Source organism: Polaribacter sp. (genome assembly GCF_039939415.1).
Classification (GTDB): Bacteria; Bacteroidota; Bacteroidia; order Flavobacteriales; family Flavobacteriaceae; genus Polaribacter.
This window is the reverse complement of sequence record NZ_JBDVJE010000024.1, coordinates 1-25,474: the sequence shown is the minus strand read 5'-3', so window position 1 is coordinate 25,474 and position 25,474 is coordinate 1. Positions and strand designations below refer to the sequence as shown.

Sequence of the window (25,474 nt, the reverse complement as noted above, 5' to 3'; positions counted from 1 at the left end):
TAGGAAATGGGAGTTCGTAAAAAAAATATGGCAGATCAGTTAAAAGCAGATAGAAAGCAACGTGCTTTCGCGAAGCTTACTAACTGTCCTACATCACCAAGAAAAATGCGTTTAGTAGCGGATCAAGTAAGAGGAGTTGAAGTTGAAAAAGCTTTACAAATCTTAAAATTCAGTCCTAAAGAAGCGTCTATCAATTTAGAGAAATTGTTATTGTCTGCAATTGCAAACTGGCAAGCTAAAAATGAAGATGCATCTATTGAAGAGGCTGGTTTATTCGTAAAATCTATTTGTGTAGATAGCGCAGGAATGTTAAAAAGATTAAGACCAGCTCCACAAGGGCGTGCTCATAGAATCCGTAAGAGATCTAATCACGTTACTTTAGAGTTAGGTAGTAAAAATTTAAGTAATTAATCAAAGTAGAAATGGGACAAAAAACAAATCCAATAGGGAATCGTTTAGGAATCATCAGAGGTTGGGAGTCTAACTGGTATGGTGGTAATGACTACGGAGATAAATTAGCTGAAGATGATAAAATAAGAAAGTATGTAAATGCTAGATTATTTAAAGCAAGTGTTTCTCGAGTAATTATTGAGCGTACTTTAAAACTTGTAACCGTTACTATCACTACTGCACGTCCAGGTATCATTATTGGTAAAGGAGGTCAAGAGGTAGACAAGTTAAAAGAAGAGCTTAAGAAAATTACAGGTAAAGAAGTTCAAATTAATATTTTTGAAATTAAACGTCCAGAATTAGATGCAAAATTAGTTGCAACTAGTATTGCTCGTCAAATTGAAAATAGAATTTCTTACAAAAGAGCTACTAAAATGGCTATTCAAGCTACAATGCGTATGAATGCTGAAGGAATTAAAGTTCAACTTTCAGGTCGTTTAAACGGGGCTGAAATGGCACGTTCAGAGCATTATAAAGAAGGTAGAATTCCTCTTTCTACTTTTAGAGCAGATATAGACTATGCACTTGTTGAAGCTCATACTCAATACGGAAGATTAGGTATTAAAGTATGGATTATGAAGGGTGAGGTTTATGGTAAAAGAGAATTATCTCCATTAGTTGGCTTGTCTAAAAAACAAGGTGGTAATAAAGGAGGAGATAGATCTAAGCGTCAACCTCGTAGAAGAAAATAATTTTTAAAATTAGAAATTAAAAATGTTACAGCCAAAAAGAGTAAAATACCGTAAGGTACAGAAGGCGAAGGGAAATATGACTGGAAATTCTCAAAGAGGAAATCAACTTTCTAATGGAATGTTTGGTATCAAATCTTTAGACCAGAACTTATTAACTTCACGTCAAATAGAAGCAGCTCGTATCGCGGCAACTCGTCATATGAAAAGAGAAGGTCAGTTATGGATTAAAATATTTCCAGACAAACCTATCACTAAGAAACCTTTAGAGGTACGTATGGGTAAGGGTAAAGGAGCACCAGATCATTTTGTTGCAGTTATTAAACCAGGTAGAATTTTGTTTGAAGTTGGTGGTGTGCCAATGAATGTAGCAAAAGAAGCTTTACGTTTAGCAGCACAGAAACTTCCAGTAAAAACGAAGTTTGTAGTAGCAAGAGATTTTGATATTAACGCATAATTCTAAAAAAAATGAAACAATCAGAAATTAAAGAATTATCTATAGCAGATTTACAAGAGAAGCTTGGAGCGTTGCAAAAGAATTATACTGATCTTAAGATGGCTCACGCAATCACTCCTCTGGAGAACCCATTGCAATTGAGAAGTTTAAGAAGAACTGTAGCAAGAATTGCAACAGAATTAACAAAAAGAGAATTACAATAATTCTATAGTCAGTTTTAAAGATGGAAAAAAGAAATCTTAGAAAAGAGAGAATTGGTGTTGTTTCTAGTAGTAAAATGGAGAAATCTATTGTTGTTGCAGAAACTAAAAGAGTAAAGCACCCAATGTACGGTAAATTCGTATTAAAAACGAAAAAGTATGTTGCACACGACGAAAAGAATGATTGCAACGAAGGAGATACAGTTAGGATCATGGAAACAAGACCTATGAGTAAATCTAAACGTTGGAGATTAGTAGAAATCCTAGAAAGAGCTAAATAATATGTTACAGACAGAATCAAGATTAAAAGTAGCAGATAATACTGGTGCCAAAGAGGTTTTAGTAATTAGAGTTTTAGGAGGAACAAGAAAACGTTACGCAAGTATTGGAGACAAAATTGTTGTATCTGTTAAATCTGCAACTCCTAACGGAACTGTAAAAAAAGGTCAAGTATCTAGAGCAGTTGTTGTAAGAACTAAAAAAGAAGTAAGACGAAAAGACGGATCATACATCAGATTTGATGATAATGCCTGTGTGCTTTTAAATCCTACAGAGGATATGAGAGGTACTCGTGTATTTGGGCCCGTTGCTCGTGAACTTCGTGAGAAACAATTCATGAAAATAGTATCATTAGCACCTGAAGTGCTTTAAATCATTATATTAAGATGAAAAAGTTCAAATTAAAATCAGGAGATACTGTAAAAGTAATTGCAGGAGATCATAAAGGGTCTGAAGGTAAAGTTTTACAAATCATTAAAGATAAAGATAGAGTTTTAGTAGAAGGTGTAAACTTAATTTCTAAGCACACTAAACCTAGCGCTCAAAATCCTCAAGGTGGTATTGTAAAAAAAGAAGCTTCATTACATATTTCTAACGTAATGTTAGTAGAAGATGGTGTAGCTGTAAGAGTAGGTTATCAGGTTGATGGAGATACTAAAAATAGAATCTCTAAAAAAACTAAAAAATAAGAATAATCATGAGTTACGTACCAAGATTAAAAGCAGAATACAAAGAAAGAGTAATTAATGCTCTTACTGAAGAATTCAGTTATAAGAATGTAATGCAAGTTCCAAAATTAGAAAAAATTGTTGTTTCTAAAGGTGTTGGTGCTGCTATTGCAGATAAGAAATTAATAGATTATGCTGTAGAAGAATTGACTAAAATTACTGGTCAAAAAGCTGTTTCTACTATGTCTAAAAAAGATGTTGCATCATTTAAATTACGTAAAGGAATGCCAATTGGTGTTAAAGTTACTTTACGTGGTGATAAAATGTATGAATTCTTAGATAGATTAGTTACTGCTTCTTTACCTCGTGTAAGAGACTTTCACGGTATTAAAGCTAATGGATTTGATGGAAGAGGTAATTACAATTTAGGTATTACTGAACAAATCATCTACCCAGAAATAAATATTGATCAAGTTAAAAAAATTAGTGGAATGGATATTACTTTTGTAACATCTGCAAACACTGATAAAGAGGCTAAATCATTATTAGGAGAATTAGGTTTACCATTCAAAAAAAATTAAGAAATGGCTAAAGAATCAATGAAAGCTCGCGAACGTAAAAGAGCAAAAACTGTAGCAAAATATGCAGAAAAGAGAAAAGCTTTAAAAGAAGCTGGAGACTATGAAGCATTGCAAAAATTACCAAAAAACGCTTCACCAATTAGAATGCATAACAGATGTAAGTTAACTGGTCGTCCAAAAGGTTATATGCGTCAGTTTGGTATTTCTCGTGTAACGTTCCGTGAAATGGCAAATCAAGGATTAATACCAGGTGTTAAAAAAGCAAGTTGGTAGAAATTTTAAATAAAGCTTAAAAATAAAAATAGAATGTGTATCTTTGCACGCTCTATTTTTTTTGAGTATAAGAATTTTAACTGATTATAGGTTCATTTATCACAGAGAAATCTGTAGTATAAATAGAGGTATTTGAAAACCGTAATCGCAATTTTATATTAATATGTATACAGATCCAATCGCAGATTTTCTTACCAGAGTAAGAAATGCAATCGCTGCAGGACACAGAGTAGTAGAAATTCCAGCTTCAAATTTGAAGAAGGAAATGACTAAAATTTTGTTTGATCAAGGATATATTTTAAGTTACCAGTTCAATGATGATAAAGTTCAAGGGACTATTAAGATAGCTTTAAAATATGACAAAGACACAAAAGAGTCAGTAATTAGAAAAATTCAACGTATCAGTACACCAGGTTTACGTAAATATGTTGGCTCAACTGAGATGCCAAGAGTATTAAACGGACTAGGAATTGCTATTGTTTCTACATCGAAAGGTGTTATGACAAACAAAAAAGCACGTCTTGAAAATGTTGGAGGAGAAGTTTTATGTTATGTTTATTAATTCTTAAGAGATGAGTAGAATAGGAAAAAATCCCGTTAGCATTTCACAAGGTGTAGATGTAAACATAAAAGACAATGTTATAACTGTTAAAGGAAAATTAGGAGAATTATCTCAAGAAATTTCTGAAGGTATTACAGTTAAAATAGAAGATGCGACTATTACTTTAGATAGAGCGTCAGAAAGTAAAGACCATAAAGCACAACATGGTTTAATGAGAGCTTTAATCAGTAATATGATTGAAGGTGTAAGTAAAGGTTGGACTAAAGATTTAGAATTAGTAGGTGTTGGTTATAGAGCATCTAATCAAGGACAAAAATTAGACTTGGCTTTAGGTTTCTCTCATAATATCGTTTTAAATTTAGCTCCAGAAGTAAAAGTTGAAACAATATCAGAGAAAGGGAAAAACCCAATCATTAAATTAACTTCTTTTGACAAACAGTTAGTTGGTCAAGTAGCTGCAAAGATTCGTTCTTTCAGAGCTCCTGAACCTTATAAAGGAAAAGGTGTTAAGTTTGTTGGTGAAGTATTAAGAAGAAAAGCAGGTAAATCTGCATAATATATAGTATTATGGCATTATCAAAGCTACAAAGAAGAACTAGAATTAAGCAAAGAATTAGAAAAATTATTTCTGGTACAGCTACAAAACCAAGGTTATCGGTTTATAGGAGTAATAAAGAAATCTATGCTCAATTAGTTGATGATGTAAACGGAGTTACATTAGCTTCAGTTTCATCAAGAAATAAAGAAATAAAAGCAACTACTAAATCTGAAGCAGCTACAGCAGTAGGTAAAGCAATTGCTGAGAAAGCTGTTAAAGCAGGAATAGAAACAGTTGCTTTTGACAGAAACGGATATTTATACCACGGTAGAGTTAAAGTATTAGCAGATGCTGCAAGAGAAGCAGGTTTAAAATTTTAAGAAATTATGCAAGGATATAAAAACGTAGAAAGAGTAAAACCAAGCGGTTTAGAGCTTGTAGATAGATTAGTAGGTGTACAACGTGTTACTAAAGTAACTAAAGGTGGTAGAGCTTTTGGTTTTTCTGCAATTGTTGTTGTAGGAGATGGTAATGGTGTTGTTGGTCATGGTTTAGGTAAGTCTAAAGATGTTTCTTCTGCAATTGCAAAAGCAGTTGAAGATGCAAAGAAAAATTTAGTTAGAATACCTATTTTAGATGCAACTTTACCTCATGAGCAAAAAGGGAAATTTGGTGGTGCGAAAGTATTTATCAAACCTGCCTCTCATGGTACTGGAGTTATTGCTGGTGGAGCTGTAAGAGCAGTGTTAGAAGCAGTAGGAGTACATGATGTATTATCAAAATCTCAAGGGTCTTCAAACCCTCATAACGTTGTTAAAGCTACATTTGATGCATTATTACAATTACGTAGTGCAGCATCAATAGCAAAACAGAGAGGGATTTCTTTAGAGAAAGTATTTAACGGATAAATCTAAGAACGATGGCAAAAATAAAAGTTACACAAGTAAAAAGTCAAATCGGGCGTCTTAAGAATCAAAAAAGAACTTTAGAAGCATTAGGTTTACGAAAAATGAACCAAACAGTAGAACATGAGGCAACTCCTTCTATTATTGGTATGGTAAATACAGTTAAACACTTAGTTTCTTTTGAAGAAATTAAATAAGATATTTAGAAAAATGAGTTTACATAATTTAACACCAGCAGAAGGTTCCGTTAAAAAAGGAAAAAGAATTGCAAGAGGTGAAGGATCTGGAAAAGGTGGTACCGCTACAAGAGGTCACAATGGACAGAAATCTCGTTCTGGTTATTCTAAGAAAATTGGTTTTGAAGGAGGACAAATGCCACTTCAAAGACGTGTGCCAAAATTTGGTTTCACTAACATAAACCGAAAAGAATATCAAGGTATCAATTTAGATAAATTACAGTCTTTAGTTGATAGTGGAGTAATAACAGATACAGTTAGTTTAGATATTTTAGTTGCTAACAGATTAGCAGGTAAAAACGACCTAGTAAAAATATTAGGAAACGGAGAATTAAAAGCTAAATTAAATATAACTGTACATAAATTTACAGCATCAGCAAAAGCAGCTATTGAAGCAGCTGGAGGAGAAGCTGTTACTTTATAAGACCCCGTAAATGATGAATTTTATTAATAGATTAAAAGATATTTTCAGTATAGAAGAATTAAAAAACAAAATCCTTCTAACTATCGGTTTAATTGCTGTATACCGTTTTATGGCTGCTGTTCCTTTACCAGGAATAGATCCATTACAGTTATCAGCATTAAAAGAGAGTACATCTGGAGGTCTTTTAGGATTATTAAATGCATTTACAGGAGGAGCATTTGCTAGGGCGTCAGTAATGGCACTTGGTATTATGCCATATATTTCTGCTTCTATTGTAGTTCAGTTAATGGGAATCGCGGTTCCTTATTTACAAAAACTACAAAAAGATGGAGAAAGTGGACGTAAAAAAATTACACAAATAACTAGATGGTTAACCATTGCTATTACGTTGGTGCAAGCACCAACCTATATTACAGCTATTAAAACTCAGTTTGGTCTAGGCCCTGAAGCTTTTTTAGTAAGTGGTGCAACTTTCTGGGTATCATCAATCATTATCTTAACTGCAGGAACAATTTTTGCTATGTGGTTAGGTGAGCGTATTACAGATAAAGGAGTTGGTAATGGTATTTCATTATTAATTACTGTTGGTATTATCGCGAACTTTCCAGCAGCATTTTTGCAAGAGTTTGTTGCAAAAACAACAAATGCTGGTGCAGGTGGAATCATGATGGTTTTAATTGAAATCATTGTTTGGTTTGTAGTAATTTTATTAACTGTGCTATTAGTAACCGCTGTTCGTAAGATCGCTGTACAATATGCCAGAAGAACAGTTGCAGGAAACATACAAAATGTTGCAGGATCAAGAGATTATATCCCTTTAAAATTAAATGCAGCAGGAGTTATGCCAATTATCTTTGCACAAGCAATTATGTTTTTACCAGTTGCTTTAGCTCAGAGATTTCCAGCAATTGCTAGCTTACAAGATATTAATGGATTATGGTATAATGTAATTTTTGCATTATTAATTATCATTTTTAGTTATTTCTACACTGCAATTACTATTCCTACGAATAAAATGGCAGAAGATTTAAAAAGGAGTGGTGGTTTTATACCAGGTATTAGACCAGGAAAGGATACAGCAGATAGATTAGATTCTGTATTGTCAAGAATTACGTTCCCAGGATCGTTGTTTTTAGCAGCATTATCTATCTTACCAGCAATTGTAGTTCAATTTGGAGTACAACAAAGTTGGGCAATGTTTTATGGTGGTACATCATTAATAATTATGGTAGGAGTTGCAATTGATACTTTGCAACAAATTAACTCATATTTATTAAACCGTCATTATGATGGATTAATGAAAGCGGGAAACAGCAATAGAAAATCGAATAAATAATATGGCTAAACAATCAGCAATACAACAAGATGGAACAATTACAGAAGCATTATCAAATGCAATGTTTCGTGTAGAGTTAGAAAATGGACATATAGTTACGGCACACATTTCTGGTAAAATGCGCATGCATTATATCAAATTATTACCTGGTGATAAAGTGAAATTAGAAATGAGTCCTTACGATTTATCAAAAGCAAGAATTACTTACAGATACTAAAAAAACAAAACAGATGAAAGTTAGAGCATCAGTTAAAAAAAGAAGTGCCGACTGCAAAATAGTTCGCAGAAAAGGTAGATTATACGTGATTAATAAACAAAATCCTAGATTTAAACAAAGACAAGGGTAATGGCAAGAATAGCAGGTATTGATATTCCAAAGAATAAAAGAGGAGTTATTGCTTTAACTTACATCTTTGGTATAGGAGACAGCAGAGCTAAACAAGTTTTAGCAGAAGCAAAAGTAGATGAAAACATTAAAGTTCAAGATTGGACTGATGAGCAAATCGCAGCAATTAGAGAAAATGTAGGATCTTTCACCATTGAAGGAGAATTACGTTCTGAAATACAGTTGAACATCAAACGCTTGATGGATATCGGTTGTCAAAGAGGAATTCGTCATAGACTTGGTCTTCCATTAAGAGGACAAAGAACTAAGAATAACTCTCGTACAAGAAAAGGTAAGAGAAAAACTGTAGCTAACAAGAAAAAATAAGTTAGATAAGTAATCAAGATCTAATAATAGTTTTAACTATAAAATTAGAAAACTAAATTACTAAAACTGTAAAATTATGGCAAAAGCAAGTTCAAAAAAACGTAAAGTAATTATTGATGCTATTGGAGAGGCGCACGTAACTGCATCTTTTAATAATATCATTATTTCTTTAACAAATAAGAAAGGTGACGTTATTTCATGGTCATCTGCAGGTAAAATGGGTTTTAGAGGTTCTAAAAAGAATACTCCATATGCAGCTCAATTAGCAGCAGAAGATTGTGCAAATGTTGCAAAAGAAGCAGGTTTACGTAAAGTAAAAGTTTATGTAAAAGGACCAGGTAATGGTAGAGAATCTGCAATTAGATCTATTCATAATGCAGGTATTGAAGTAACAGAAATTATTGATGTTACACCAATTCCTCATAATGGATGTCGTCCACCTAAGAGAAGAAGAGTATAATTAAATATTTTAACTTGATAGGAATAAGATTATCGAAGGAGTAAGCCTTAATTCATAATCCCTATCTATAACAAAAAAGAAATGGCAAGATATACAGGACCAAAAACTAAGATTGCTCGTAAGTTTGGAGAAGCAATTTTTGGAGATGATAAAAATTTCGAAAAAAGAAATTATCCTCCAGGACAGCATGGAAATGCAAGAAGAAGAGGAAAAAAATCTGAATACGCAACTCAATTAATGGAGAAGCAGAAAGCTAAATATACTTATGGTATTTTAGAGCGTCAATTCAGTAACTTATTTAAAAAAGCACAAGCTGCTGGTGGTATTACTGGTGAAGTTTTATTACAATTATGTGAATCTCGTTTAGATAACGTAGTTTTTAGAATGGGTGTTTCTAATTCTCGTAGTGGAGCTCGTCAATTAGTTTCTCACAGACATATTACAGTTAATGGAGAAATCGTTAATATTCCTTCTTATAGTTTAAAAGCAGGTGATGTTGTTGCAGTAAGAGAAAAATCTAAATCTTTAGTAGCTATCGAAAATGCATTGGCATCTAACAACAATGTATACGAATGGTTAACTTGGAATAGTGATACTAAAACTGGAACTTTTGTCAAAGTACCAGAAAGAATTCAAATTCCAGAGACTTTCAAAGAGCAATTAATCGTAGAATTATATTCTAAGTAATAAATTAATCACATTGTTATTTAGCCAAAGGGTTTATTTGTATTTCTTCACACTTATAAACCGCGCAACTAAATAACAATTAAAACGAAGAAAAAAATGGCAATTTTAAATTTTCAAAAACCTGATAAAGTAATAATGATTGAATCTACAGATTTTTCTGGAAGATTTGAATTTAGACCTTTAGAACCAGGTTTTGGTTTAACAGTAGGTAATGCTTTAAGAAGAGTTTTATTATCTTCTTTAGAAGGATTTGCAATTACATCATTAAGAGTTGATGGTGTTGAGCATGAATTTTCAACAGTTCCTGGAATCGTAGAAGATGTTACAGAAATTATTTTAAACTTAAAACAAGTACGTTTTAAGAAACAAATAGATGAAAATGATAGAGAAACGGTTTCTATATCACTGTCTGGTCAAGAACAGTTTACAGCTGGAGACTTACAGAAATTTATTTCTGGCTTTCAAGTTTTAAACCCAGATTTAGTAATCTGTAATATGGATAAATCTGTAAAGTTAAATGCTGAAATTACAATAGAAAAAGGTAGAGGTTTTGTTCCTGCTGAAGAAAATAAAAAAGCTTCAGCACCAATAGGAACAATTTTTACTGATTCTATTTACACACCAATTAAGAATGTAAAATATGCAATTGAAAATTATCGTGTTGAGCAAAAAACAGATTATGAAAAATTAGTTTTTGATATTGATACAGATGGTTCAATAAACCCTAAAGATGCATTAACAGAAGCTGCAAAAATATTAATCCACCACTTTATGTTATTCTCTGATGAGCGTATCACTTTAGAGGCAGATGAAATTGCACAAACTGAAACATATGATGAAGAATCATTACATATGCGTCAATTATTAAAAACTAGATTAATCGATATGGATTTATCTGTTAGAGCTTTAAATTGTTTAAAAGCTGCAGAAGTAGATACATTAGGAGATTTAGTTTCTTTTAACAAAAGCGATTTAATGAAATTTAGAAACTTTGGTAAAAAATCTTTAACTGAACTAGAAGAATTAGTTATTGTTAAAGGCTTAAGTTTCGGAATGGATTTAACAAAATATAAATTAGATAGAGATTAATCTTTCATATTTTGCTCCTCAAAAAGGGTAGATGCAAGATGAAAGTATAAAACAAACGTAATGAGACACGGAAAAAAACACAACCATTTAGGAAGAACAACTTCGCATAGAAAGGCGATGTTAGCTAATATGACTTGCTCTTTAATAGAACACAAGCGTATTAATACAACTGTTGCAAAAGCAAAAGCTTTAAGAGTTTTTGTTGAACCATTAATTACAAAATCTAAGTCAGATACAACTCATAACAGACGTGTAGTATTTTCTTATTTACGTGATAAATTTGCAGTTACAGAATTATTTAAAGAAATTTCTGTAAAGGTTGGAGACAGACCTGGAGGTTATGTTCGTATTATTAAATTAGGAAATCGTCAAGGAGATAATGCTCCTATGGCAATGGTAGAATTAGTTGATTACAACGAAATCTATAATCCTAAAGGTAAAAAAGCTAAAAAATCAACTCGTAGAGGAAGAAGCAAAAAAGCAGATTCAGCTCAAGTTGAAGAAGTAGCAACAGAAGAAAAATCTGAAGAATAAAAAATGATAATTTTTTAATTATATAAAAGGGATAAACGTTTACGTTTATCCCTTTTTTTATATTTTTGTATTACGTAACACAACAACAATAACCACTATCAATGAAATATCAAACAAGAAAAAAAGCACTCGTTTTACTAGCAGACGGAACAATTTTTTATGGAAAATCTGTAGGAATTGAAGGAACATCTACTGGAGAAATTTGTTTTAATACAGGTATGACAGGTTACCAAGAAATATTTACAGATCCTTCTTATTTCGGTCAGTTAATGGTAGCTACTAATGCTCATATTGGTAATTATGGGGTAAATAATGAAGAAGTAGAATCTGATGGAATTAAAATTTCTGGATTAATTTGTAGAAATTTTAGTTTTACACATTCTCGTGTAGATTCCGATGGAAATTTAAAAGATTGGTTTCTAGAACACAATTTAGTTGCCATTTCCGATGTAGACACAAGAGCCTTAGTTTCATATATTAGAGATAATGGAGCAATGAATGCTATTATTTCTACTGAAATAGACAATATTGAAGGATTAAAACAGCAATTAGCTCAAGTACCAAGTATGGAAGGCTTAGAATTAGCATCGAAAGTTTCTACCAAAGAACCTTATTTTATAGGTGATGAAAATGCTGAAATTAAAATTTCTGCTTTAGACATAGGTATTAAAAAGAATATTTTAAGAAACTTAGCTAAAAGAGGAGCTTGTATTAAAGTATTTCCTTACAATTCTTCTTTTGAAGATTTGTCATCTTTTAATCCTGATGGATATTTTATCTCAAATGGACCTGGTGATCCAGAACCATTAGTAGATGCACAAAAAGTAGCTAAAGAAATTGTAAAAAGAGATTTACCTTTATTTGGTATCTGTTTAGGACATCAAGTAATTGCTTTGGCAAACGGTATTTCTACTTATAAAATGCACAATGGGCATAGAGGAATAAATCATCCAGTTAAAAATTTATTAACAGGCAAAGGAGAAATTACTTCTCAAAATCATGGTTTTGCAATTAATAGAAAAGAAACAGAAGCAAGCGATAATGTAGAAATTACTCATGTTCATTTAAACGATCATACAGTAGCTGGTATACGTATTAAAAATAAAAATGCATTTTCTGTTCAATATCACCCAGAAGCAAGCCCAGGACCTCATGATTCTGAATATTTGTTTGATCAATTTATTGCGAATATAAAGTCATCTAAATAAGTTTAAAAATTAGAATTATAATTTTTTTTTAAGTAGAAAACGTTTTCGTAACTAACTGATTTAAACAAAGTGTAAATGTGCTATATTTCGTAATTTAGCAAATATAAAATAAAGACATAAATTAAATAAATTACAATAAAATGAGTATTATAATTAGCGTTCATGCACGTCAGATTTTTGATTCAAGAGGAAATCCAACAGTAGAAGTAGATGTAACAACAGAAAATGGTGTTTTAGGTAGAGCAGCAGTTCCATCTGGAGCTTCTACCGGAGAACATGAAGCTGTAGAATTAAGAGACGGAGGTAGTGATTACATGGGTAAAGGTGTTTTAAAAGCAGTAGAAAATGTAAATAATATTATAGCTCCAGAATTATTAGGAACTTCTGTATTTGAACAAAATTCTATCGATAAATTAATGATAGATTTAGATGGTACTCCAAATAAATCTAAATTAGGTGCTAATGCAATTTTAGGAGTTTCTCTAGCTGCTGCTAAAGCTGCTGCTAATGAGTTAGGTATGCCTTTATACAGATATGTTGGTGGTGTTTCTGCTAATACTTTACCTGTTCCAATGATGAATATCATTAATGGAGGTTCTCACTCAGATGCACCAATTGCATTTCAAGAATTTATGGTTATGCCAGTTAAAGCTGAAACTTTTTCTCAAGCTATGAAAATGGGTTCTGAAATTTTTCATAACTTAAAGAAAGTATTGCATGATAGAAATTTATCTACAGCTGTTGGAGATGAAGGAGGTTTTGCACCAACTTTAGACGGAACAGAAGATGCAATTGAAACAATAGCTTTAGCTGTTAAAAATGCTGGATATTCATTTGGTGATGAAATTAAAATTGCTTTAGACTGTGCTTCTGCAGAGTTCTTTGTAGATGGAAAATATGATTACACTAAATTCGAAGGAGATAAAGGTGTTATTAGAACTTCAAATGAACAAGCAGAATATTTAGCAGAATTAGCAAATAAATATCCAATTATTTCTATTGAAGATGGAATGGATGAAAATGATTGGGAAGGAACAAAATACCTTACTGAATTAATTGGAGATAAAGTACAATTAGTTGGTGATGATTTATTTGTAACTAATGTAGAGCGTTTATCTAGAGGTATTAAAGAAGGTATTGCAAACTCAATACTAATTAAAGTAAACCAAATAGGTTCTTTAACTGAAACTATTGCAGCAGTTAATATGGCAAAAAATGCTGGATATACTTCTGTAATGTCTCACAGATCTGGAGAAACTGAAGATAATACTATTGCAGATTTAGCAGTAGCATTAAATTGTGGTCAAATAAAAACAGGTTCTGCTTCTCGTTCTGATAGAATGGCAAAATATAATCAATTATTACGTATTGAAGAAGAATTAGGTGAAACGGCTTATTTCCCAAAAGAAAAAGCATTTAAAATCTAAACAACTTTTTTTAAATTATATTAAAACCTCATAAGTAATTATGAGGTTTTTTTTATGAATTTCACATATAAATTAATGTTATCTTAAAATATCTAAAAACTATTATAACATCCTTTCAAAATCCTATAAAAATTGGTAACTTCGCAAAACTAAACAACACAACAATAAATCATTATTAAATGTCAGAAATAGCTAAATTACAAATTGGAGGTGATTCATTTGAATTTCCATTAGTAAAAGGAACAGAAAATGAAGTTGCAATTAATATTAAAACTCTTAGAACTGCAACAAATGGAGTAATAACTATAGATCCTGGGTACAAGAATACAGGTTCTTGCGAAAGTGCTATTACTTTTTTAGATGGAGAAAAAGGAATTTTACGTTATAGAGGGTATTCAATTGAAGATTTAGCTGATAAAGCAGATTTTTTAGAAGTAGCTTACGCTTTAATATTTGGTGATTTACCAAATAAAGATGAGTTAGCTAAATTTGAAAATGATATAAAGGATCATGCTATTGTTGATGATGATGTAAGAAAAATTATTGAGGCATTTCCAAGAAATGCTCACCCAATGGGAGTTTTATCTTCCCTAACAAGTGCCTTAACAGCATTTAATCCTTCTTCTGTAGACATTAACTCTAGGGAAGAAATGTATGCTGCTATTGTTAGAATTTTAGCAAAATTTCCTGTTTTAGTTGCTTGGACAATGCGTAAGAAAAATGGTTTACACCTTAATTATGGTAGAAAAAACTTAGGTTATGTAGAGAACTTAATGTACATGATGTTTAAACAACCTAATGAAGATTTTGAAGTTAACCCAATCATTAAAAACGCTTTAGATAAATTATTAATTCTACATGCAGATCATGAACAAAACTGTTCTACTTCTACAGTAAGAATCGTGGGGTCTTCTCACGCAGGTTTATTTGCATCTTTATCAGCAGGTATTTCTGCACTTTGGGGTCCATTACATGGTGGAGCTAATCAAGCCGTTTTAGAAATGTTAGAAGCAATTAATGCTGATGGAGGAGATACAAAAAAATACATGGCTAAAGCTAAAGATAAAAATGATCCTTTTAGATTAATGGGATTTGGACATAGAGTTTATAAAAACTTTGACCCAAGAGCAAAAATCATTAAAATAGCTGCAGATGAAGTATTAAATGATTTAGGTGTTAATGATCCTATTTTAGAAATAGCAAAAGGATTAGAACAAGAAGCTTTAAACGATCCTTATTTTGTAGATAGAAAACTGTATCCAAATGTAGATTTCTATTCAGGTATTATTTATAGAGCTATGGGAATTCCTACAGATATGTTTACAGTAATGTTTGCACTAGGTCGTTTGCCAGGTTGGATTGCTCAATGGAAAGAAATGAGATTGAAAAAAGAACCAATAGGACGTCCAAGACAAATTTATACTGGAAAAAATTTAAGAGATTTTACAGACATAAATAAAAGATAAATTTTACTACATTTACAAAAAAAAAGCTTCATATTTTATGAAGCTTTTTTTATCTATTAAATATATGTTGCAACTTAATATTAAAAACGAGACTTCAAGATTAAGAGCAGTTATTTTAGGAACCGCTATTAGTAATGGACCTGTTCCTAAAGTTCAAGATTGTTACGATCCTAAAAGTGTAGAGCATGTTTTAGCAAGAACTTACCCTAAAGAAAAAGACATGATTAAAGAAATAGAAGCTGTAGCAGAAGTTTTTGAAAAATATAATGTAAAAGTATTTAGACCAGAAATTATTGAAAATTACAATCAAATTTTTTCTAGAGATATTGCATTTGTTATTGATGATGTTTTTGTAGAAGCAAATATTCTTCCAGATAGAGAAAGAGAGTATAAGGCAATAGATAAAGTAATTTCTCAAATAAATAAAGAAAATGTAATTGTTTTACCACAAGAATGTCATGTAGAAGGAGGAGATGTGATGCCTTGGAATGACTATATTTTTATAGGGACATATTCTGGTAGCGATTATGCAGATTATATAACTGCTCGTACAAATATAGATGCAGTAATTGCAATTCAAGAATTATTCCCAAATAAAATAGTAAAGTCTTTTGAGTTAAGAAAATCGAATACAAATGCAAAAGAAAATGCATTGCATCTAGATTGTTGTTTTCAACCAATAGGAAAAGATAAAGCTATTCTTCATAAAAATGGTTTTTTAGTTAAAAGTGAATATGAATGGCTGTTAAATTTCTTTGGAAAAGAGAACGTTTTTGAAATTACAAAAGAAGAAATGTATAACATGAATAGTAATATTTTTTCAATTTCTGAAGAAGTAATAATTTCTGAAAATAATTTTTTAAGACTAAATACTTGGCTTAGAAAAAAAGGTTTTACTGTAGAAGAAGTACCTTACTCAGAAATAGCAAAACAAGAAGGTTTGTTAAGATGTTCAACTTTACCGTTAATAAGAGATTAAGTATAATAATTTATTAATTTAAACTATTATAAAGTCTTTTTTAATGAATTTACCATTTATTCATTGAGCTAGTAAAAAATCAACAATAAAAAATTGTTTTAAACAAAAAAACCGAGCATATTGCTCGGTTTTTAATAAATTAGAAGAAATCATTTATTGCTTCTCAGTTACTTTAATTTTATTTATATACTCTTGAAAACTTTTACCGTAAACAGAATTTTTAACTTTAGCTGATAAAGAATTATTAACGGTATCTAACATTTTTAAACTAGCATCATACATTTCTGTTAATGCAATATAAGGGGCAACTTCATTATCTGCATTTGTAATCGCAAAGTTTGTTGTGTATAAAATTCTTTTTTTAGCTAGTTTTAAGTAATCTTTTTCTAATTGAGTAACTAAATCCATGTCATTTGCTTTTTTTGCATCAAAGTCTTTTTTAACAAATTCTAAACGTTGGTTTTGAAACTTTTTCTTAACTTTTGTATATTTATCTAAAAGTTCTTGGTTTTTAGAACCAGTTATTTCTGGAGTATAACCAAATTTTTCTACATTATCATTAATCGTAATAGCTCCTTGTTCACCAAAGAATAAAATTCTTTTATCAGTTGTATTTCCATCAAAAGTTAAATAGTATAAAACAGGTGATTCTATATGGTCTGTTAATGTAAATTTGTCACTACCTAATAATTTTATAGAATCTACAGAAACTAAAAGAGTGTCTTTCATTTTCTGAAGATATAAAGTACCCTTTTTAAGTCCTTTAATTTGTCCTTGTACAATCATGTTTCCTTGTTTTTTAGAGGAACATGCATTAATTAAAATAGAAAGGACTAAAAGTGTAATAATTTTCTTCATAAATCTTAAATTTCGATTGCAAATATGCATTTTTATTAAGTTAATGTCTACTAAAATAGTATAAAATTTAACTAACCCATTTCATCATTAATGCACAAAAGAACGCTCCATAAGTTCCTAAAGCATAACCAAGAACAGCTAGTAAAACTCCAACAGGAGCTAAAGATGGGTGAAATGCACCTGCAACAACAGGGGCAGATGCTGCACCACCAATATTTGCCTTAGATCCTACAGCTAAGAAGAAATAAGGTGCTTTTATAAGTTTTGCAACTAAAAATAGTAAACTTACATGAATAATCATCCAAACAAAACCAATTGCAAATAAACTTATATTTTCCACAATGGCATTTAAATTCATTTTCATACCAATAGATGCTACTAAAATGTAAATAAAAACGGTTCCTATTTTGCTTGCTCCTGCACCTTCATAACTTTTTACTTTTGTAAAAGATAAAAAGATTCCAATTGTGGTTGCAGAAATTATCAACCAAAAGAATGAACTTCCCAAACCAAAATCAACTAAAAACGGAATATTTTCTGCAATATATCTTCCTAAATTATCACCAACTATATGTCCAATAGCAGTTACCCCAAAAGCAATTCCTAAAAGGATAATTAAATCATTAAATGACGGAACTCTAGCAGACTCTAATGTAAACTTCTCCATTTTGTTTTTTAGACTTGTAATAGAAGAATTATCTGCTTTAAACCATTTATCAATAGCATCAGATTTTGCAACTCCTAAAAGTAAGAATGCCATCCACACTTCTGCAACTAATACATCTACTACAGCCATAATACTAAATAGACTATCACTAACTTCCCATTGTTCTTTCATAGCTAATTGGTTTGCACCACCACCAATCCAACTTCCTGCAACAGTAGATAAACCTTTCCAAAGTTCTGTACCCTCTACTTGAACTAAAATATCTGGTGCAACATATTTAAAGAAAACTATAGCTAAAGGACCTCCAATCATAACACCAAAAGTTGCTGTTAAAAACATAATTAAAGCTTTAGGACCTAATTTAAAAACCCCTTTTAAATCGATACTTAAGGTTAATAATACTAAAGAAGCTGGTAATAAAAATCGAGAAGAAACATAATAAAGTTTACTGCCTCCAGAAAATTGAGCATATACAGAACTATCTATATTATTAGTAGTTACATAAGCTTTTAAAGATGCTAAATCTGTTACACCTTCTAAGTTACCATATAAGGAACTTAAATGTGAAATTGTTGCTTGTACATCAATCCACTTATCAGCAATAATACCTAAAGAACTAAAAATTGAGGGAACAAAATAACACAATAAAAGTGCAGGGACATATTTGTAAAATTTACTAAAAGTTTTTTGTGTTGATGTATAAAAAATTCCTGCCAAAATAACACATAAAACACCAAAAATAATAGTGTCGTTTGCAAATAAAGGAATATCATTATTGATTTCTGAAATATTCATTGAATGATTTTATGATAATAAATAAGCGAATTTAGATTTTTTAATTAAATATTTATTTTTTAAAGAAACTAATCAATAATAAATCGTTTAGTTTCTTTAAAAGGAGAGATTTTAATATTTTCTATATTGTTTTGGTATGAAATCCAATCTAAATTAAAGAAAGAATTTGTTTTTTCTAAGGTGCTTTTTAAGTCGTTTTTAAATTGATTTACCAAAACCTTTTCTGTAGATGTTTGCTCTCCAAAACGTGAATATACATATCTTCTGGCTAAATTAAAACGTTGGTAAACATTTACCTCTGGATTTCTTGTAATTCCTTGTCTTTTATCTACTTTACCAATATATAATGCAATTAATGTATCTATTTTTTTAATAATATCTGTAGATGATTTTATTGCTACTTTATATTTTTTCTTGTCTTCTTTTACTAATTTAGTTTTAAAAGCAGTAGCTGTATTTTTACTCTCTATCAATTGTTTAACCACATTAGCCATTTTTTCTTGATAAGATTCTAGTACTTTACTAGCATTATATTTTTGATTGATAGCAATGTTAGAAATTTGTAATCTAGGGTCAGACTGAACTTTAATATTTTGTTCAGAAATAACATTGCCAAAAGTCATCTTTAACTTATAAATACCAGGTTTCACATTTACTCCAGAAGGTTCTCTTTTAGATTTTCTAATGGCTCTAGAAGGTCTTGCAACTCCTTTTTCTCTTAAATACCAAGTTGTTTTGTGAATTCCATTTTCTTTTGGAGTTTTCATTTTTAATGTTCTTATTAACTTTGTACCATCAAAAATTTCTAATTGAATAGAATCGTATTTAATTTTATTTTTTACTTTTTTATCAACCTTTGGTTTATTAATGTAATAAGAAATTATAGCCCCACGTTTTCTATTTTCTCCTTGATACATTGCATCTGCACCAAACCTACTTCCTGTTGGTTGTTGAGATGCATGTTGATATGCCACTGCAGGTTCAAATAACTCCAATTTCTTTGAAAATATAGTTTTACCATTTGCCATTGCTCTTAAAGGTTTTATATCATCTAAAACCCAAGCTGCTCTTCCAAAAGTACCAATAATTAAATCGTTTTCTCTTGGATGAATTACTAAATCTTTTACAGGAACTGTAGGAAATCCATTGGTCCATTTAGTCCATTTTTTACCAGCATTAATAGAAATATATAAACCATCATCTGTACCTAAAAACAATAAGTTTTTATTTAAAGGATCTTCTATAATACAAAGCGTATAGCTTTGTACATCATTTTCATCTACAATACGTTCCCAAGATTTACCGTAATTTTTTGTTCTGTATGCATAAGGCGTATAATTAAAACGCCTGTAATCATTAGCAATTAACAAAGCTTCACCTTTGTTTTTGTTTGACGCTTTTATTTGAGTTATCCAACTATTAGTTGGTAAACCTTTTAAGTTTTTAGAAACGTTTGTCCAGTTTGTTCCACCATTTTTTGTGATGTGCACTTGTCCATCATCGGTAGCAGCCCATAAAACATCTTTTTCTAATTCTGTAGGTTCAATTACAAGTATTGTACAATGGTTTTCTGCTCCAGTTGCATCCATAGTTAAACCACCACTTTCTGCTTGTTTTAATTTTTCTGGATCATTAGTAGATAAATCTGGAGAAATTACTTTCCAAGTCAATCCTTTGTCAGTAGATTTATGTACAAATTGACTACCAAAATATAAAGTATTATTATCAAAAGGATCCATATTTATGGCTGCATTCCAATTGAAACGTAATTTTACATTTGCATCTTTATGTGTAGGTTTTACACTGTAATTGTTACCAGTAAGATAATCATATCTTACTACAGAACCTTGCTGACTCATAGACCAACCATAACGTGAATTATCTTTGTCTGGTACTACATCAAAACCATCACCAAAACTAATTTCTTGCCAGTAAGAATTACGAATTCCTTGAGCTTTCCAAACATAAGCAGGACCTCTCCAAGAACCATTGTCTTGCATTCCACCATAAACATTATAAGGATATTCATTATCCACATTTATGTGATAAAATTGTGCTACAGGAATATTACCAATAAAACGCCAAGTTTTACCACCATCTTTTGTAATATTTAGACCACCATCATTTCCATCAATCATAAATTTACCATTCTTAGGGTGAATCCACCAAGCATGATGATCTGGATGTATACCATTATTTGCGCTATAAGCTGGCATTAATTGTTGAAAGTTCTTACCACCATCTTGTGATACATTTACATAAGTAAATACAGAAAAAACCCTGTTTTCGTTTTGTGGATCTACATAAATTTCTGAATAATAAAAAGGTCTGTTTCCAATACCTGGTTTATCGTTAATTTTTTTCCATTTAAAACCACCATCTTCACTTTTGTATAAAGCATTCTTTTTTGCTTCTACTAAGGCATAAATTACATCAGGATTATTTGGTGCAATTGCTACACCAATTCTACCCAATTCTCCTTTAGGAAAACCTTCTTTTTCTGTAATTTTTTTCCAGTTTTCTCCACCATCATGTGTAATGTATAAACCAGAACCTTTTCCTCCTGATTTAAAAAACCAAGGATCACGTTTGTGTTCCCACATAGAAGCAATTAATTTATTAGGATTTTTAGGATCCATAATTAAATCTGCAGCTCCTGTTTTAGTATTATTAAACAAAATCTGTTTCCAAGTTCTACCACCATCTGTAGTTTTGTAAACACCACGTTCTTTATGTTCTCCCCAAGGAGATCCTATTGCAGCAGCATACACAATATTTGGGTTTGATGGATCTATAATTACTCTATGAATATGTCTGGTTTTTTCTAATCCCATAGCTGTCCAAGTTTTACCAGCATCTAAAGATTTATAAATACCAAAACCACCATTTAAACTATTTCTTGGGTTACCTTCTCCTGTACCTGCCCAAATTACACTTGGGTTAGATTGTTGAATGGCAATAGCACCAATAGAAGCTGTTAGTTCTTTTTCAAAAATAGGTTCCCATTTAATACCACCAGAAGTAGATTTCCAGATACCACCAGAAGCTGTACCTACATACATTATTTCTGGGTTAGATTCTACAACATCAATAGAAGTTACACGTCCAGACATTCCACCAGGACCAATATTTCTAGGTTTCATGTTTTTTACTAAATCCATTGAAAATTCTTGCGAAAACAATAGAGAGGAAGCACATAGAAAAATAAAAGTAATTAGTTTTTTCATTGTTAAAATTTTATTGAATTAAGTTTGAAGGCAACAAGATACAAAATAGAAAACGCTCAATATAAATTGAGCGTTTTTTTAACATTTTTGTTTAAATTATTTTATTCATCCTTTTTTTTAGGCTCTCTTTTTGCATTTTTAAGAGATTGCATTAAGATCCATTCTATTTGTCCGTTTGTAGAGCGAAACTCATCTGCAGCCCATCTTTCAATAGCTTTCATCATGTCTTCATTCATCCGTAATGCAAATGCTTTTTTCTTAGCCATAATTTATTGGTTAACAAAATTTACAATAGTTTCTATTAGTTTTTGTGATAAGGGAAAATCTGCTTTTAAATATGAAGATTGATTTTCTGTTACCGTATTCACTTTTTTTAAAACATGATTCATTTTTTTTATAATTACTAATTTAGAATTTTTATTAGAACTATGTAAAATTTCTGCATCAGTTATTTTTACTTGTAAATCACTATCACCATTAATAATTAAGGTTGGAATGGTAATTTTTTCAATTTCTTTTGATGGATTAAATTGAATCCAAGAACTTAAAAAAGATTGATTCTGTTTAGCAAAAATAGAAAGTAACATTGGATTTATTTCTTTTATTTCGCCAGTTTTTGCTAATTCCTTAAAGTGAGCTTGTGTTATAGAATCTAAAAAAGGTGCTTTTTCTTGAATCTGTTTTATAATTACTTTATCTGCACTCATACCTGCACCAGCAACAGAAATAAATTGATCTACTTCTTTTGCAGTTAACATAGCTACTAAAGAACCTTGGCTATGACCTAACAAAATGATTTTAGAAAAACGTTTGTCATTTTTAAAATGAGTAATTGCTTTTTGTAAATCTGTAACATAATCTAAAAACGTCACTCCTTTTAAAAGACTTTCTTTATTTTTTATGTTTGATGTACGTTTATCATAACTATAAAAAGCAATCCCTTTTTTGTTGATACTATCTCTAAATTGTTTAATATAATTTGCTTTAATTATAGGTTGCTGATTTCCATTTCTATCTACATTTCCAGAACCATGCACCCAAATAATTAATGGCGATTTTTCTTGTGTAAATGTTAAAGTACCTGGTAACTCTATAACTCCGTTTTTCAATAAAACTTCTTCAGTTTTTACTTGTGCTAAAGAAACTGCCACTCCAAAAATTGTAATTACTAAATAAGAAATAATACGAATCATGATAATTTATTTTTATAAGTTTCTAAAACTTGTTTAGCTTCTTCTTTTTTTTGAGTTCCTATTAATAGTTTTTCACCATTTTTAAGCACTAATTGAATGCCAATATCCCCAGAAACATTAATAGCTTTTCCTCTTCCTTTGTTAAAAAAGAAACCACCTTTTAATCCCCAACCGCCAAATTCACTAATAGGAAAATAGGTTCTAATTCCTGCTTTAGAAATCTCATGCCAAGGAATTAGTTTTATAGAAAAATGAAAAGGGAAGAATTGATAGTGAATCCCTTTTTCATCTATTCTTGTTGTTAGTTTAAAAAAGAAGATAAGTGAAATAGATATTAATACACCTGCTAATGTTATTATAAATTTATTGGTAGACATATTAGAATCTTTCTCTAAATATTCTTTTGTAATAACTGTAATTGGTACAATAACACTAAATGCTAATACTACAATTAACCAAGTTTGTGTAAAACGTTGCTCTTCTTTAAAAATTTTCATTTTATCTATTTTTGTCTCTTTCAAAAAGAACAGCAGACCATCCTTGGTGAATTTCTATTACTCGCCAACCTTCTCTGGCATATTGGTTTAATAAATCTTCAAAATTTTGAAATCTATTTCTAAAACCTAATTTTGGCTGTATTAATTTATATTCTTTCATATATTTTAATGACTTAAAGTTCCTGTGTTTAATACTGGTGAAGCTTCTTTATCACCACATAAAATAACCATTAAGTTACTAACCATCGCAGCTTTACGCTCTTCATCTAACTCAACAATATCTTTTTTATTTAGTTCTTCTAAAGCCATTTCGACCATACTTACAGCACCTTCAACAATTTTATGTCTTGCCGCTACAATTGCAGTTGCTTGTTGTCTTTTTAACATAGCGCTTGCAATTTCTTGTGCATATGCTAAATACCCAATTCTTGCTTCTAAAACTTCTATACCAGCAATAGCCAAACGCTCTTCAATTTCTTTTTCTAAAGCTTCAGATACTTCATTAACACTAGAACGTAAAGTAATATCTTCTGTATGGCCTTCATCTGCAAAATTATCATAAGGATACATGCTTGCTAATTTTCTAACAGCAGCATCTGTTTGTACACGTACAAAATTTTCATAATTATCAACATCAAAAGCAGCTTTGTAGGTATCTGTAACTCGCCAAACTAAAATAGTTGAAATCATTACAGGGTTTCCTAATTTGTCGTTTACTTTTAAACGTTCGCTATCAAAATTACTTGCTCTTAATGATATTGTTTTTTTTCTGAATAAAGGATTTGCCCAATACAAACCATTTTCTTTTATAGTACCTACATATTTACCAAACAATAAAATTACTTTAGAAGTATTAGGGTTTACCAATATAAAACCAAAAAAGCCTATAAAACCAAGAAGTGTTGGTAACAAATACAATGGACTTTCTTTTTTAATGATGAATGTAATTCCGCCAAAGAATAACAATAAAACGATTAGTAACATTAAATAACCATTTGCGGGTTTAATAATTTTTTCTGCTTTCATATATATTGAATTTGTTACGATATTAAAACGATATCACAAAGATATAATTATTTTTTATTGATTTCCAAATATTTAGAGATATATTTTATACTTTAGCGTAGAATTTATAATATTATTTAAAGATGAAGATTAAATTATTTATGATGATTTCTTTTCTGTTTTTTTCTAACGTATCTGAAAAAAAATCAGATGATTGGGGAAAAAACGGACATAGAGCTACAGGGCAAATTGCACAAGAATATTTAACAAAAAGAGCAAAGAAAAAGATAGATAAAATTTTAAAAGGACAAAGTCTAGCGTTTGTTTCTACATATGCAGATGAAATAAAATCTGATAGAAAATATAGTAAGTATTATCCAATGCATTATATCAATATGGATTTTGATGAAACTTATGAAACTGCTAAGAAAAACCCGCAAGGAGATTTAGTTACAGGAATTGAAAAATGTATAGAAGTTTTAAAAGATAAAAATAGTTCTGATGAAGACAAAGAATTTCATTTAAAATTATTAGTTCATTTTGTTGGAGATTTACACCAACCAATGCATATTGGAAGAAGAGAAGATAAAGGAGGTAACACAATACAAGTACAATGGTTTGGACGCGGAACAAACTTACATAGAGTTTGGGATGAAAACATGATTGAAGATTGGGATATGAGTTATATTGAGTTGGCTAACAATGCTAAATATTTATCTAAAAAACAAGTACAAGCTATAGAAAAAGGATCTATTGTAGATTGGGTAAATGAAGTTCATAAACTAACTGTAGAAGTTTATAAATCTGCTAAAGTAGGAGAGAATTTACGTTATAGATATTCTTATGATAATTTTGGAATTGTAAGAACACAATTACAAAAAGGAGGAATTCGTTTGGCAAAAATTTTAAATGATATTTTCTCTTAGATTTTTTTTTAGTTAATGATTTGCTAAATATTTTAGTATAAAAAATCTTATTTGTAGTTTTAGAGTATGATTAAAAAATACATTTTCGCTTTATGCTGTTTATCAATTTTATTTTCTTGTAAAAAAACAACAGAAAAACAGCTAAC

36 protein-coding genes are annotated in these 25,474 nt (G+C 30.5%); 28 read left to right on the top strand and 8 right to left on the bottom strand.

Annotation, left to right across the window (positions count from 1 at the left end; translation table 11 throughout):
• The first annotated feature begins 6 nt into the window (after positions 1–6).
• From rplV to ABJG40_RS03945, 27 genes are all read left to right on the top strand, one after another.
• Positions 7–411: a 50S ribosomal protein L22 gene (gene rplV / locus ABJG40_RS04075; RefSeq protein WP_348023292.1), complete on the top strand. Its 405-nt coding sequence runs from the start codon at positions 7–9 to the stop codon at positions 409–411.
• An 11-nt stretch (positions 412–422) separates the two neighbouring features.
• Positions 423–1,142 carry a 30S ribosomal protein S3 gene (rpsC, locus tag ABJG40_RS04070; RefSeq protein ID WP_348023291.1) on the top strand — a complete coding sequence of 240 codons (720 nt, stop codon included), beginning with the start codon at positions 423–425 and terminating at the stop codon, positions 1,140–1,142.
• A gap of 22 nt (positions 1,143–1,164) precedes the next feature.
• Positions 1,165–1,596 (top strand): 50S ribosomal protein L16, encoded by a 432-nt coding sequence (gene rplP / locus ABJG40_RS04065; RefSeq protein ID WP_348023290.1) that lies wholly within the window; start codon positions 1,165–1,167, stop codon positions 1,594–1,596.
• An 11-nt stretch (positions 1,597–1,607) separates the two neighbouring features.
• The gene (gene rpmC, locus ABJG40_RS04060; RefSeq protein WP_249981692.1) at positions 1,608–1,799 is read left to right on the top strand and encodes a 50S ribosomal protein L29; all 192 of its coding nucleotides are present in this window, start codon (positions 1,608–1,610) and stop codon (positions 1,797–1,799) included.
• Positions 1,800–1,819: 20 nt separating this feature from the next.
• On the top strand, positions 1,820–2,077 hold the full coding sequence (rpsQ, locus tag ABJG40_RS04055) for a 30S ribosomal protein S17 (protein ID WP_004568734.1): 258 nt from the start codon (positions 1,820–1,822) through the stop codon (positions 2,075–2,077).
• Between the two features lies 1 nt (position 2,078).
• Positions 2,079–2,447, top strand: a complete 369-nt coding sequence (gene rplN / locus ABJG40_RS04050; RefSeq protein ID WP_348023289.1) for a 50S ribosomal protein L14 — start codon at positions 2,079–2,081, stop codon at positions 2,445–2,447.
• Positions 2,448–2,461: 14 nt separating this feature from the next.
• Positions 2,462–2,764, top strand: a complete 303-nt coding sequence (gene rplX, locus ABJG40_RS04045; RefSeq protein WP_348023288.1) for a 50S ribosomal protein L24 — start codon at positions 2,462–2,464, stop codon at positions 2,762–2,764.
• An 8-nt stretch (positions 2,765–2,772) separates the two neighbouring features.
• Entirely contained in the window at positions 2,773–3,324 is a 552-nt protein-coding gene (gene rplE / locus ABJG40_RS04040) for a 50S ribosomal protein L5 (RefSeq protein WP_348023287.1), read from the top strand.
• A 3-nt stretch (positions 3,325–3,327) separates the two neighbouring features.
• The gene (rpsN, locus tag ABJG40_RS04035) at positions 3,328–3,597 is read left to right on the top strand and encodes a 30S ribosomal protein S14 (RefSeq protein ID WP_091891535.1); all 270 of its coding nucleotides are present in this window, start codon (positions 3,328–3,330) and stop codon (positions 3,595–3,597) included.
• A 163-nt stretch (positions 3,598–3,760) separates the two neighbouring features.
• On the top strand, positions 3,761–4,159 hold the full coding sequence (gene rpsH, locus ABJG40_RS04030) for a 30S ribosomal protein S8 (RefSeq protein WP_208079943.1): 399 nt from the start codon (positions 3,761–3,763) through the stop codon (positions 4,157–4,159).
• 10 nt (positions 4,160–4,169) lie between these two features.
• A complete protein-coding gene (rplF, locus tag ABJG40_RS04025; RefSeq protein WP_348023286.1) occupies positions 4,170–4,715 on the top strand; it encodes a 50S ribosomal protein L6 in 546 nt (181 codons plus the stop codon).
• Between the two features lie 11 nt (positions 4,716–4,726).
• Positions 4,727–5,077 (top strand): 50S ribosomal protein L18, encoded by a 351-nt coding sequence (gene rplR / locus ABJG40_RS04020; protein ID WP_348023285.1) that lies wholly within the window; start codon positions 4,727–4,729, stop codon positions 5,075–5,077.
• 3 nt (positions 5,078–5,080) lie between these two features.
• Complete coding sequence (gene rpsE, locus ABJG40_RS04015; RefSeq protein WP_348023300.1) at positions 5,081–5,605, top strand: 30S ribosomal protein S5; 525 nt, start codon at positions 5,081–5,083, stop codon at positions 5,603–5,605.
• 11 nt (positions 5,606–5,616) lie between these two features.
• Complete coding sequence (gene rpmD / locus ABJG40_RS04010; RefSeq protein ID WP_348023284.1) at positions 5,617–5,799, top strand: 50S ribosomal protein L30; 183 nt, start codon at positions 5,617–5,619, stop codon at positions 5,797–5,799.
• A gap of 13 nt (positions 5,800–5,812) precedes the next feature.
• Complete coding sequence (gene rplO / locus ABJG40_RS04005; RefSeq protein ID WP_348023283.1) at positions 5,813–6,262, top strand: 50S ribosomal protein L15; 450 nt, start codon at positions 5,813–5,815, stop codon at positions 6,260–6,262.
• 13 nt (positions 6,263–6,275) lie between these two features.
• A complete protein-coding gene (gene secY, locus ABJG40_RS04000) occupies positions 6,276–7,598 on the top strand; it encodes a preprotein translocase subunit SecY (protein ID WP_348023299.1) in 1,323 nt (440 codons plus the stop codon).
• Position 7,599: 1 nt separating this feature from the next.
• Complete coding sequence (infA, locus tag ABJG40_RS03995) at positions 7,600–7,815, top strand: translation initiation factor IF-1 (protein ID WP_004568721.1); 216 nt, start codon at positions 7,600–7,602, stop codon at positions 7,813–7,815.
• Positions 7,816–7,828: 13 nt separating this feature from the next.
• Positions 7,829–7,945, top strand: a complete 117-nt coding sequence (gene ykgO, locus ABJG40_RS03990) for a type B 50S ribosomal protein L36 (RefSeq protein ID WP_004568720.1) — start codon at positions 7,829–7,831, stop codon at positions 7,943–7,945.
• A complete protein-coding gene (gene rpsM / locus ABJG40_RS03985; protein WP_348023282.1) occupies positions 7,945–8,310 on the top strand; it encodes a 30S ribosomal protein S13 in 366 nt (121 codons plus the stop codon). The genes ykgO and rpsM overlap by 1 nt, the downstream gene beginning before the upstream one ends.
• Positions 8,311–8,386: 76 nt before the next feature.
• Positions 8,387–8,770, top strand: a complete 384-nt coding sequence (rpsK, locus tag ABJG40_RS03980) for a 30S ribosomal protein S11 (RefSeq protein ID WP_036825729.1) — start codon at positions 8,387–8,389, stop codon at positions 8,768–8,770.
• An 81-nt stretch (positions 8,771–8,851) separates the two neighbouring features.
• Positions 8,852–9,457, top strand: coding sequence for a 30S ribosomal protein S4 (gene rpsD / locus ABJG40_RS03975; protein WP_348023281.1), 606 nt, complete (start codon positions 8,852–8,854; stop codon positions 9,455–9,457).
• A gap of 96 nt (positions 9,458–9,553) precedes the next feature.
• Entirely contained in the window at positions 9,554–10,546 is a 993-nt protein-coding gene (locus ABJG40_RS03970; RefSeq protein WP_348023280.1) for a DNA-directed RNA polymerase subunit alpha, read from the top strand.
• 60 nt (positions 10,547–10,606) lie between these two features.
• Positions 10,607–11,080: a 50S ribosomal protein L17 gene (gene rplQ / locus ABJG40_RS03965; RefSeq protein WP_348023279.1), complete on the top strand. Its 474-nt coding sequence runs from the start codon at positions 10,607–10,609 to the stop codon at positions 11,078–11,080.
• Between the two features lie 101 nt (positions 11,081–11,181).
• Entirely contained in the window at positions 11,182–12,288 is a 1,107-nt protein-coding gene (gene carA / locus ABJG40_RS03960; RefSeq protein WP_348023278.1) for a glutamine-hydrolyzing carbamoyl-phosphate synthase small subunit, read from the top strand.
• Between the two features lie 140 nt (positions 12,289–12,428).
• Positions 12,429–13,715, top strand: coding sequence for a phosphopyruvate hydratase (gene eno / locus ABJG40_RS03955; protein WP_348023277.1), 1,287 nt, complete (start codon positions 12,429–12,431; stop codon positions 13,713–13,715).
• A 179-nt stretch (positions 13,716–13,894) separates the two neighbouring features.
• Complete coding sequence (locus ABJG40_RS03950) at positions 13,895–15,181, top strand: citrate synthase (RefSeq protein ID WP_348023276.1); 1,287 nt, start codon at positions 13,895–13,897, stop codon at positions 15,179–15,181.
• Between the two features lie 64 nt (positions 15,182–15,245).
• Positions 15,246–16,160 carry an arginine deiminase-related protein gene (locus ABJG40_RS03945; protein ID WP_348023298.1) on the top strand — a complete coding sequence of 305 codons (915 nt, stop codon included), beginning with the start codon at positions 15,246–15,248 and terminating at the stop codon, positions 16,158–16,160.
• Positions 16,161–16,313: 153 nt separating this feature from the next.
• On the opposite strand, the gene ABJG40_RS03940 is transcribed toward ABJG40_RS03945, so the two are convergent.
• The 8 genes from ABJG40_RS03940 to ABJG40_RS03905 all read right to left on the bottom strand — a co-directional run bounded on the left by ABJG40_RS03940 (position 16,314) and on the right by ABJG40_RS03905 (position 24,423).
• Positions 16,314–17,018 (bottom strand): DUF4369 domain-containing protein, encoded by a 705-nt coding sequence (locus tag ABJG40_RS03940; RefSeq protein ID WP_348023275.1) that lies wholly within the window; start codon positions 17,016–17,018, stop codon positions 16,314–16,316.
• 67 nt (positions 17,019–17,085) lie between these two features.
• Positions 17,086–18,480 carry a DUF819 family protein gene (locus ABJG40_RS03935; RefSeq protein ID WP_348023274.1) on the bottom strand — a complete coding sequence of 465 codons (1,395 nt, stop codon included), beginning with the start codon at positions 18,478–18,480 and terminating at the stop codon, positions 17,086–17,088.
• Between the two features lie 68 nt (positions 18,481–18,548).
• Positions 18,549–21,707, bottom strand: coding sequence for a hypothetical protein (locus ABJG40_RS03930; protein WP_348023273.1), 3,159 nt, complete (start codon positions 21,705–21,707; stop codon positions 18,549–18,551).
• Positions 21,708–21,808: 101 nt separating this feature from the next.
• Positions 21,809–21,973: an Arc family DNA-binding protein gene (locus tag ABJG40_RS03925; RefSeq protein ID WP_348023272.1), complete on the bottom strand. Its 165-nt coding sequence runs from the start codon at positions 21,971–21,973 to the stop codon at positions 21,809–21,811.
• Positions 21,974–21,976: 3 nt separating this feature from the next.
• A complete protein-coding gene (locus ABJG40_RS03920) occupies positions 21,977–22,900 on the bottom strand; it encodes an alpha/beta hydrolase (protein WP_348023271.1) in 924 nt (307 codons plus the stop codon).
• Entirely contained in the window at positions 22,897–23,397 is a 501-nt protein-coding gene (locus ABJG40_RS03915) for a hypothetical protein (RefSeq protein WP_348023270.1), read from the bottom strand. The genes ABJG40_RS03920 and ABJG40_RS03915 overlap by 4 nt, the downstream gene beginning before the upstream one ends.
• Position 23,398: 1 nt before the next feature.
• The gene (locus ABJG40_RS03910) at positions 23,399–23,557 is read right to left on the bottom strand and encodes a DUF4177 domain-containing protein (RefSeq protein ID WP_348023269.1); all 159 of its coding nucleotides are present in this window, start codon (positions 23,555–23,557) and stop codon (positions 23,399–23,401) included.
• A 5-nt stretch (positions 23,558–23,562) separates the two neighbouring features.
• Positions 23,563–24,423, bottom strand: coding sequence for an SPFH domain-containing protein (locus tag ABJG40_RS03905; protein WP_348023268.1), 861 nt, complete (start codon positions 24,421–24,423; stop codon positions 23,563–23,565).
• 122 nt (positions 24,424–24,545) lie between these two features.
• On the opposite strand from ABJG40_RS03905, the gene ABJG40_RS03900 reads away from it, so the two are divergent.
• On the top strand, positions 24,546–25,328 hold the full coding sequence (locus ABJG40_RS03900; RefSeq protein WP_348023267.1) for a S1/P1 nuclease: 783 nt from the start codon (positions 24,546–24,548) through the stop codon (positions 25,326–25,328).
• The last annotated feature ends 146 nt before the right edge of the window (positions 25,329–25,474 follow it).

Excerpts from the sequence above, each read along its gene's own strand:
- rplV (WP_348023292.1), top strand. The coding sequence starts at position 7 with ATGGGAGTTCGTAAAAAAAATATGGCAGATCAGTTAAAAGCAGATAGA.
- eno (WP_348023277.1), top strand. The coding sequence starts at position 12,429 with ATGAGTATTATAATTAGCGTTCATGCACGTCAGATTTTTGATTCAAGA.
- rplF (WP_348023286.1), top strand. The coding sequence starts at position 4,170 with ATGAGTAGAATAGGAAAAAATCCCGTTAGCATTTCACAAGGTGTAGAT.
- rpsD (WP_348023281.1), top strand. The coding sequence starts at position 8,852 with ATGGCAAGATATACAGGACCAAAAACTAAGATTGCTCGTAAGTTTGGA.
- rpsH (WP_208079943.1), top strand. The coding sequence starts at position 3,761 with ATGTATACAGATCCAATCGCAGATTTTCTTACCAGAGTAAGAAATGCA.
- carA (WP_348023278.1), top strand. The coding sequence starts at position 11,182 with ATGAAATATCAAACAAGAAAAAAAGCACTCGTTTTACTAGCAGACGGA.
- rplP (WP_348023290.1), top strand. The coding sequence starts at position 1,165 with ATGTTACAGCCAAAAAGAGTAAAATACCGTAAGGTACAGAAGGCGAAG.
- rpsK (WP_036825729.1), top strand. The coding sequence starts at position 8,387 with ATGGCAAAAGCAAGTTCAAAAAAACGTAAAGTAATTATTGATGCTATT.
- rplR (WP_348023285.1), top strand. The coding sequence starts at position 4,727 with ATGGCATTATCAAAGCTACAAAGAAGAACTAGAATTAAGCAAAGAATT.
- infA (WP_004568721.1), top strand. The coding sequence starts at position 7,600 with ATGGCTAAACAATCAGCAATACAACAAGATGGAACAATTACAGAAGCA.
- ABJG40_RS03945 (WP_348023298.1), top strand. The coding sequence starts at position 15,246 with ATGTTGCAACTTAATATTAAAAACGAGACTTCAAGATTAAGAGCAGTT.
- rplQ (WP_348023279.1), top strand. The coding sequence starts at position 10,607 with ATGAGACACGGAAAAAAACACAACCATTTAGGAAGAACAACTTCGCAT.
- ABJG40_RS03970 (WP_348023280.1), top strand. The coding sequence starts at position 9,554 with ATGGCAATTTTAAATTTTCAAAAACCTGATAAAGTAATAATGATTGAA.
- rpmD (WP_348023284.1), top strand. The coding sequence starts at position 5,617 with ATGGCAAAAATAAAAGTTACACAAGTAAAAAGTCAAATCGGGCGTCTT.
- ABJG40_RS03910 (WP_348023269.1), bottom strand. The coding sequence starts at position 23,557 with ATGAAAGAATATAAATTAATACAGCCAAAATTAGGTTTTAGAAATAGA.
- ABJG40_RS03915 (WP_348023270.1), bottom strand. The coding sequence starts at position 23,397 with ATGAAAATTTTTAAAGAAGAGCAACGTTTTACACAAACTTGGTTAATT.
- ABJG40_RS03935 (WP_348023274.1), bottom strand. The coding sequence starts at position 18,480 with ATGAATATTTCAGAAATCAATAATGATATTCCTTTATTTGCAAACGAC.
- ABJG40_RS03905 (WP_348023268.1), bottom strand. The coding sequence starts at position 24,423 with ATGAAAGCAGAAAAAATTATTAAACCCGCAAATGGTTATTTAATGTTA.
- rpsC (WP_348023291.1), top strand. The coding sequence starts at position 423 with ATGGGACAAAAAACAAATCCAATAGGGAATCGTTTAGGAATCATCAGA.
- rplE (WP_348023287.1), top strand. The coding sequence starts at position 2,773 with ATGAGTTACGTACCAAGATTAAAAGCAGAATACAAAGAAAGAGTAATT.
- secY (WP_348023299.1), top strand. The coding sequence starts at position 6,276 with ATGAATTTTATTAATAGATTAAAAGATATTTTCAGTATAGAAGAATTA.
- ABJG40_RS03950 (WP_348023276.1), top strand. The coding sequence starts at position 13,895 with ATGTCAGAAATAGCTAAATTACAAATTGGAGGTGATTCATTTGAATTT.
- ABJG40_RS03925 (WP_348023272.1), bottom strand. The coding sequence starts at position 21,973 with ATGGCTAAGAAAAAAGCATTTGCATTACGGATGAATGAAGACATGATG.
- ABJG40_RS03920 (WP_348023271.1), bottom strand. The coding sequence starts at position 22,900 with ATGATTCGTATTATTTCTTATTTAGTAATTACAATTTTTGGAGTGGCA.
- ABJG40_RS03940 (WP_348023275.1), bottom strand. The coding sequence starts at position 17,018 with ATGAAGAAAATTATTACACTTTTAGTCCTTTCTATTTTAATTAATGCA.
- ABJG40_RS03930 (WP_348023273.1), bottom strand. The coding sequence starts at position 21,707 with ATGAAAAAACTAATTACTTTTATTTTTCTATGTGCTTCCTCTCTATTG.
- ykgO (WP_004568720.1), top strand. The coding sequence starts at position 7,829 with ATGAAAGTTAGAGCATCAGTTAAAAAAAGAAGTGCCGACTGCAAAATA.
- rpsM (WP_348023282.1), top strand. The coding sequence starts at position 7,945 with ATGGCAAGAATAGCAGGTATTGATATTCCAAAGAATAAAAGAGGAGTT.
- rplX (WP_348023288.1), top strand. The coding sequence starts at position 2,462 with ATGAAAAAGTTCAAATTAAAATCAGGAGATACTGTAAAAGTAATTGCA.
- rpmC (WP_249981692.1), top strand. The coding sequence starts at position 1,608 with ATGAAACAATCAGAAATTAAAGAATTATCTATAGCAGATTTACAAGAG.
- ABJG40_RS03900 (WP_348023267.1), top strand. The coding sequence starts at position 24,546 with ATGAAGATTAAATTATTTATGATGATTTCTTTTCTGTTTTTTTCTAAC.
- rpsQ (WP_004568734.1), top strand. The coding sequence starts at position 1,820 with ATGGAAAAAAGAAATCTTAGAAAAGAGAGAATTGGTGTTGTTTCTAGT.
- rpsN (WP_091891535.1), top strand. The coding sequence starts at position 3,328 with ATGGCTAAAGAATCAATGAAAGCTCGCGAACGTAAAAGAGCAAAAACT.
- rplN (WP_348023289.1), top strand. The coding sequence starts at position 2,079 with ATGTTACAGACAGAATCAAGATTAAAAGTAGCAGATAATACTGGTGCC.
- rplO (WP_348023283.1), top strand. The coding sequence starts at position 5,813 with ATGAGTTTACATAATTTAACACCAGCAGAAGGTTCCGTTAAAAAAGGA.